6 protein-coding genes and 1 pseudogene are annotated in these 6,598 nt (G+C 27.7%); all 7 read left to right on the top strand.

Translation table 11 applies throughout. The annotated features are described in order from the left end of the window. A pseudogene (locus A6I66_RS16780) lies at positions 1–223 on the top strand (MBOAT family O-acyltransferase); the annotation flags it as partial. Between the two features lie 3 nt (positions 224–226). Then, a complete protein-coding gene (locus A6I66_RS12305; RefSeq protein WP_067149718.1) occupies positions 227–1,150 on the top strand; it encodes a hypothetical protein in 924 nt (307 codons plus the stop codon). A gap of 97 nt (positions 1,151–1,247) precedes the next feature. Continuing rightward, the gene (locus A6I66_RS12300; RefSeq protein ID WP_067149713.1) at positions 1,248–1,808 is read left to right on the top strand and encodes a hypothetical protein; all 561 of its coding nucleotides are present in this window, start codon (positions 1,248–1,250) and stop codon (positions 1,806–1,808) included. Positions 1,809–1,895: 87 nt separating this feature from the next. Then, positions 1,896–3,053: a glycosyltransferase family protein gene (locus A6I66_RS12295; protein WP_067149711.1), complete on the top strand. Its 1,158-nt coding sequence runs from the start codon at positions 1,896–1,898 to the stop codon at positions 3,051–3,053. Next, positions 3,050–4,132 (top strand): glycosyltransferase family 61 protein, encoded by a 1,083-nt coding sequence (locus A6I66_RS12290; protein ID WP_067149710.1) that lies wholly within the window; start codon positions 3,050–3,052, stop codon positions 4,130–4,132. The genes A6I66_RS12295 and A6I66_RS12290 overlap by 4 nt, the downstream gene beginning before the upstream one ends. Before the next feature lie 55 nt (positions 4,133–4,187). Further along, positions 4,188–5,387 carry a glycosyltransferase family 4 protein gene (locus tag A6I66_RS12285; protein ID WP_067149709.1) on the top strand — a complete coding sequence of 400 codons (1,200 nt, stop codon included), beginning with the start codon at positions 4,188–4,190 and terminating at the stop codon, positions 5,385–5,387. A gap of 70 nt (positions 5,388–5,457) precedes the next feature. Continuing rightward, complete coding sequence (locus tag A6I66_RS12280) at positions 5,458–6,585, top strand: glycosyltransferase (protein ID WP_067149707.1); 1,128 nt, start codon at positions 5,458–5,460, stop codon at positions 6,583–6,585. Positions 6,586–6,598: the final 13 nt, after the last annotated feature.

Below are 6,598 nucleotides of genomic sequence, written 5' to 3'. Positions count from 1 at the left end.
GGTACCTTACTTTAAAGATGGAACACTAGCTATACCTATTCTTGCATTTTTAGCCGTTTTTCTAATAATAGAATGGTTAGGTAGAAAGGACCAATATGCTATTGAAAACCTAGGTTTATCTGCAAAACCTTCACTAAGAATACTTGCATACTACCTTTTAATTTTTGCTATTATTTGGGCTAGTGGAAGAACAGGAGGTGATTTTATTTACTTTCAATTTTAAATTATGAAAAAGTTTATACTAAAGTTTTCAATTGTAGTCTTACCTATAATCATTCCTTTATTTTTATTAGAGTTGGGAGCTAGAAATATCCCAAATGATTATAGCTTTAAGAATAGCTATATGACTTTAAATTCCCAAGACATTGAGACACTTGTTTTAGGAAACTCACATACATATTTAGGAGTAAACCCAGAATTTATTACGTCTAAATGCTTTAACTTAGCCCAAGTAGGTGAATCATTAGATTACAATATTAGAATTTTTACTAAGTTTAAAGAAGATCTCAAAAATGTTAAAACAATAATAATTCCTATTAGTTATGCTAATTTGTTTAAAAAAACTATGATTTTAGGTAAATATAATTACAATATATATTACAACCTGGATATCAACGATTTTCCTGTTGATAATTTAGAGATTTTAAACAGGAATTGGATAAATTTAATAAATGATTTTTATACTTATTATTTTTTAAAAAAAGAGTCTCCTTATATAAAAACTAATGACGTTGGTTGGTACACCGAAACTTCAACAAAATATGATCTTAATTTATCACGAATGAAAGAAGTTGCAAGACAAGATACTGCAATAGACTACAGGTGGTTAAATTCTAACTTAGAAATGTTAAGCAGTTTTATTTCTGAACAACATAGTAAAGGAGTTAAGGTGATTATTATTTCAACACCACTTCATGAAGGATATAGAAAATTTATGAATAAAAAACAGTTAAATAAAGCTATCACATCTGGTACTAAATTAGCTTTGAAATTTGACAATGTGAATTATTATAATTTCATGAATCATGATTTGTTTTTAAATTCTGATTTTAAGGATGCCGACCATTTAAATAGCAATGGAGCAAAAAAACTATCATTAATGCTAAACACCATTATTAACAACAATAACCATTTAAAGGGAGGCAAATAGTAATAAGTAATTATTGTGTAATATTCAATCAAGAACATTCTTTTAAGAAGAAATTTCCTTATGAATAAAAAAACTGAAGCACTGTATTCCATTCCTCATGAAAATTAATAAAATACTATTCCTGTTATTCCTAATTACAACTGTCTTTTTAATAACAAAACAGCTAATTCATGGTAAGTCGAAGAATCTTAAACTTTTATATAAGCCAAATAACGAATTTGTAAGTAAAATAGAAAAGAATGTGTTGGTTACGACTAATCCCAAAATAAAATATAATTATGATTTTATGAATCCTGGAGTCATACAACATTTGGATAGAAATTATACTTACGACTACATACCTCAGGAATTGGAAGGGGGAATAATATTTCAAGGGATACATAGACCTAAAAAGGGATTATCAATTAAAATAGAACTTTTTAAACCAGCATTAGTTTTCTTCTTTTTTCATCACTCAGTTGATGGTGGTTATACTGAAATTTTTAAAAGTTTAGGTGGATGGTCATTATATGAAGACACTCCCAAATATGATATTCATAATGGAGATCATGGTTTAAACATGATTATGTATAAACTAGACGCTACCAAAGGTACATATTATATCCCTCCTACACTAAAAGATAAAGCATGCTTTAATATAGTATTTAAATTTAAATAACATATATAGGAAATAAAACGAAAGTATCTTTTCTTAAAATACTTTTAAGCTAATTTATAATTAAATCAATCAAATAATTTATAAAAGTTGAGCACTCATAAATCAAATGGAATTTATTTAATTCAAGAACAAGGTTGTTTAAACCCCTATTCCGGAGCTTTTCAACATATCTCAATGGGTGTTAAACATTTATCCAATCATTTTGATATTAAGACATATTTAAATACGCAAAAATTTCAAATAGAAACTTATAAAGTCGATATAACTAGAGAAAACAAACAAGAAGTAATTAAACCGAGTGTGAAGAAAGGTAATATTTATGGCACTCTTAAAGATTTTCAAATTTTAATTAAAACTTTAATACAAATTCCTAGTTTAATAAAACTCATAAAAACCGAAAAACCGAATTTTGTATACGAAAGAGCATCATATCTTAACTATTCTGGCTTAATTGCCTGTAATATATTAGGTATTCCTCACTTTTATGAAGCTAATGGTCTACAATTTAAGAGTAGAAACAAATATTATAAATCATACTTTTTTAGCATTGCTAAATTTCTCGAAAAACTAGCATACTTTCACTCTAGACACACCTTCTTTGTAGGAAGTTATGGAGATTATTGGAGAATTAAGAAAAATAATTGGACGAATGTTGAAAATGGTGTAGAATTAAAAAAAATAAATTCAATAACTTTAAAAGAAACCTCTCCAGCAGTTACTGAAATTTGTTTTATAGGTAGGTATGCTAAACATCAAAGATTAGATGTTTTAATAGACGGATTAAAAATTTTTAGTAAAAAATCTTTAATTAGAATTAATCTTATTGGAACAGGCCTACAAGGTATTGAAAAGCGAATTAAAGATTTAAATATACAGGTTATAAACCATGGCTTTGTAGACAGAACCAATATCATGCCGCTAATTAGTAAATTTCAAATTGGATTGATTTGCGGTTCGCCAACCTTCCAATCTTGTATGAAATTATTCGATTATGGTGCAGCAGGCTGTACTGTGTTAGCACCTAACATTCATAATTTGAAATTATGGTTTCCAAACGAACTTCTTTTTTTTGATGGAACACCAAAAAATTTTTCAGAACAACTTGAATCCATTGTTCCTTATTCTGGGCTACATTCAAAGTATGGCAGAAACTTACAAGAAAAAATTATAACTCAATTTACCTGGGACCAAATATTTAAAAACAAAGTATCTATTATAAATCAGAGTTTACACAAATTGAAATGAATAAAGTAAAAGCTAAAAAAATAATAAATCTTTTAATTGGTAATTTTATTGGTGTGTATAATAAAGCTTCGTATTTAAAACCAGATGCTATTATAACACTAAACAACAATAAAGACCTCTATATTGAGGATAACAACAAGGAAATCCAAAAAGGAATTATTGAAGTAAGTATATTTAAAAATGTTATATTATTTCCTGAATTTAGTGTCGCTGCAAAAAAAGATATCATAGAAAACACATTTGTTAATGAGACTTTAATTGATAGACACTTCAAAAATAAATTCCTAAAAAAATATTACATTTCAAAAATAAACACAGAATTTGTTACATCGATTGATAAATGCTTTTCTGCCTCAAATTATTTCCACATACTTATTGATACCTTACCAAGGCTATGGGCATTAAGACATCCGTTTTTTGAGGACAAAGAAATCACTTTATTATTGCCTCATGAAAGGAATAATGATATTTTGACTTTAATAAGATCTTTAATTCCAGAAAATGTAATTATAAATAAAGCTTCGAAATATAAGCGCTATTTTTGTAAAAATTACATACACTTACCATATCTAAGTCAACCTAGAATTAAAACAAATAATAAAATACCCTCTGCTGGATATATACCAAACGAATATCTTGACTTTTTAAAGAATTCTGCTATTAGTCAATTCAATGTATCTGAAACTATTGTTCCGAAGAAAAATATTTTAATCAGTCGAGAAGACGCAAAAATTAGAAGGGTTATAAATGAAAAAGAACTACTTGAAGCCTTAAAGCCGTACCATTTTGAAAAACATACACTTAGCGGTAAAACTCTTAAACAACAAATTGAAATATTTAGATCTGCAAAGAATATAATTTGTATGCACGGCGCCGCTCTCACTAATTTACTATGGGTTAATCCGAAGCAATGCAGAATAATTGAAATTTTTCCGGTTAACAGTGAGTCTAAAGAATTTTACTCTAAGCATGCTAAAACATTAGATCTTAATTATAATAAAATAGAAATGAATTCTAATAATATTAATAGCGACATCATTGTTGGTATTGAATCTATTTTAAAACTTTTAAACCAATAATATTTATGTTTTTAATTAGTCTAAAACGTAACTATAAATTAAAATAAATACATAAATGATATTAAGAGTACATTATAATTTCGATTTAAAAGGAGGAGGAGCCGAATATCATATTATAAAACTGATAGATGTTTTCAACCAATATGGCGGAACGGGATGGAAAAATTATTTATTACTTATCGAAGAAAAAGAAAGTAAAATAAAACTAAAACTTCATGATGAGGAAAATATTACTTATCTCAATAAAATATCTGATTTACCTCAATTTTTAAACAAATTAATCGCCAGACTAAACATTAAATTAATTCATATTCATACGCTACCCTACCCAAATATTACTAAAAAATTATTAAAGCTTAATCTACCAACTTTTAGATCTATGCATGAACCGATGTTGGTTTGTCCGGGTTGGGCTAAATACTGGTTGAGTGATGATATGCCTTGCAATGTAAATTTTGGCTTGGTTTGTATAAAAAATGCTTATACAAAAAAGTGTACAAAATCAAGAAATCCAATTCAATTAATTAATGCTTATAATAATGTTAAGTTTGAAATTAATGAAGCTGTCCATAAATATAGAGGTATATTTCACTGTTCAGATTACGTAAAAAATGAAGCCACAAAAGCTAATATTGATAAAAATAAATTAATAAAAGTTCCATCACCACAACATGACTATTTTGATGATAATAAAAAAATAGATAATGAAACCATAAAAATTATTTACAGCGGTAGACTTTCCAAACAAAAAGGAGTAAAATATCTCATAGAAGTGGTTTCAAAATTAAAAAAGAAAGGCTACTGCAACTTTGAAGTGCTTATTTTTGGTAAAGGACCAGATGAAAATTATTTAAAACAACTAACTTCGGAGCTTGGACTAAATAATTTAATTAGATTTTTTGGTTGGGTAGATAGAGACTTCCTTGTAGCTAATTATAAAAAAGCGCATATTTCTGTTATTCCATCAACCTATCCAGACACTTTTCCTAATAGTGTAGCAGAATCTATGCTTGCTAGTTTAGCTGTTGTTGCTTTTGATGCTGGAGGAACTTGTGAATGGTTTGATCATTTAAATAGTGGGATTGAAGTTCCCAATAGAGATAGTGAAATTTTATTTGAAGAAATTGAAAAATTATTAAATGACAGGAACTTAATTCTTAAGTTAGGTATAAACGCTAGAAAAAAAATACTCTTAAATCATAGTTTTAAAAGAACTTTTGAGGTGTATTTGAAAAACTATCAGAATGTATTGTAGACGAGTTATACTTTATTTAACTCAATTAATTATATTATAAACTCCTTCCTAATTTTACATTTATAACGTTATGAAAATTTTAATGATAATTCCGACTCTTGATTTTGGTGGAGCCCAAAACATTGCAGTAGGTTTAGCAGAAGAGGCCTATCTCAAAGGTTATTCCATCTATTTTATATCGTTTTTCGGGTCTAATCTGTATTCCGATAGATTATCTAACATTGATGCTAAAGTTGTTAATCTAAAATTTAATTATAGTTTTAGCAATCCATTCATGGTACTAAATCTTAGTAAAAAACTCAAAAATAACATTAAGTTAATTAATCCAGACCTCATTCATACACACTTATTTTTGACGAAACTCCTACTTTCATTTAATTTAATTAAACATAAAGCTCCTATTATTGACACGCAGCATGATATGTCTCCTTGGTGGACTAGTAGAGGTGCTAATAACAAACTAAAAACTTCAATTGAAAAATATTTTGCTAACAAAAAAGCTACCTATATAGTTGCAATAAGTAAAAACGTAAGAGACGGCGTAAAAAAACATTTAAACGTACCTAGTTCTAAAGTTGAAGTAATATACAACTTTGTAGAACCTTACATATACAAAAACCAGCTTGAAAAGCCTAAAAGTGAAATAGTTGAAATTTACATGATTACTAGACTAGATATGCAAAAAAAGGGACTTGATCTTGTTATTAGTATTATTTCATATTTAGTATACAACCTAAAGGTAACAACATTTAAAATTAATATTGTAGGAGATGGCCCAGATAGAGTAAAACTGGAACAACTAGTATCAGAAAATAAACTACACAATTATTTTAATTTTGAGGGATACAAGAAAAACGTTTATAAATATTATAACATGGCTGACATCATTATGCTAACTTCAAGATGGGAAGGTTTTGGCTTAACTGCAGCAGAAGCTGCCATGTCTGGCACAGCAGCATTGGCCTTTGATGTCCCTGGTTTAAATGAAGTGATTAAAAATAATGAAACAGGACTTTTAGTTCCTGCCTTTAATACTGAAAAATACGCAGAAAAATTGGCAGACCTCATACATGATATAGACCTCCGCCATACCCTATCGCGAAATGCTAAAGTTGATGCAAAAAAAAGATTTAATAAAGCTAATGCCTTTAATAAATATAATGAAAAGTATAATTATTATACTGAAAACAAAATTTAATAAAAGATACCAA

It is taken from the genome of Pseudotamlana agarivorans, from assembly GCF_001642835.1.
In the GTDB taxonomy this organism is placed as follows: domain Bacteria; phylum Bacteroidota; class Bacteroidia; order Flavobacteriales; family Flavobacteriaceae; genus Pseudotamlana; species Pseudotamlana agarivorans.
Note: the sequence above shows the minus strand (reverse complement) of the source record. Positions and strands in the feature narration are given on the sequence as shown.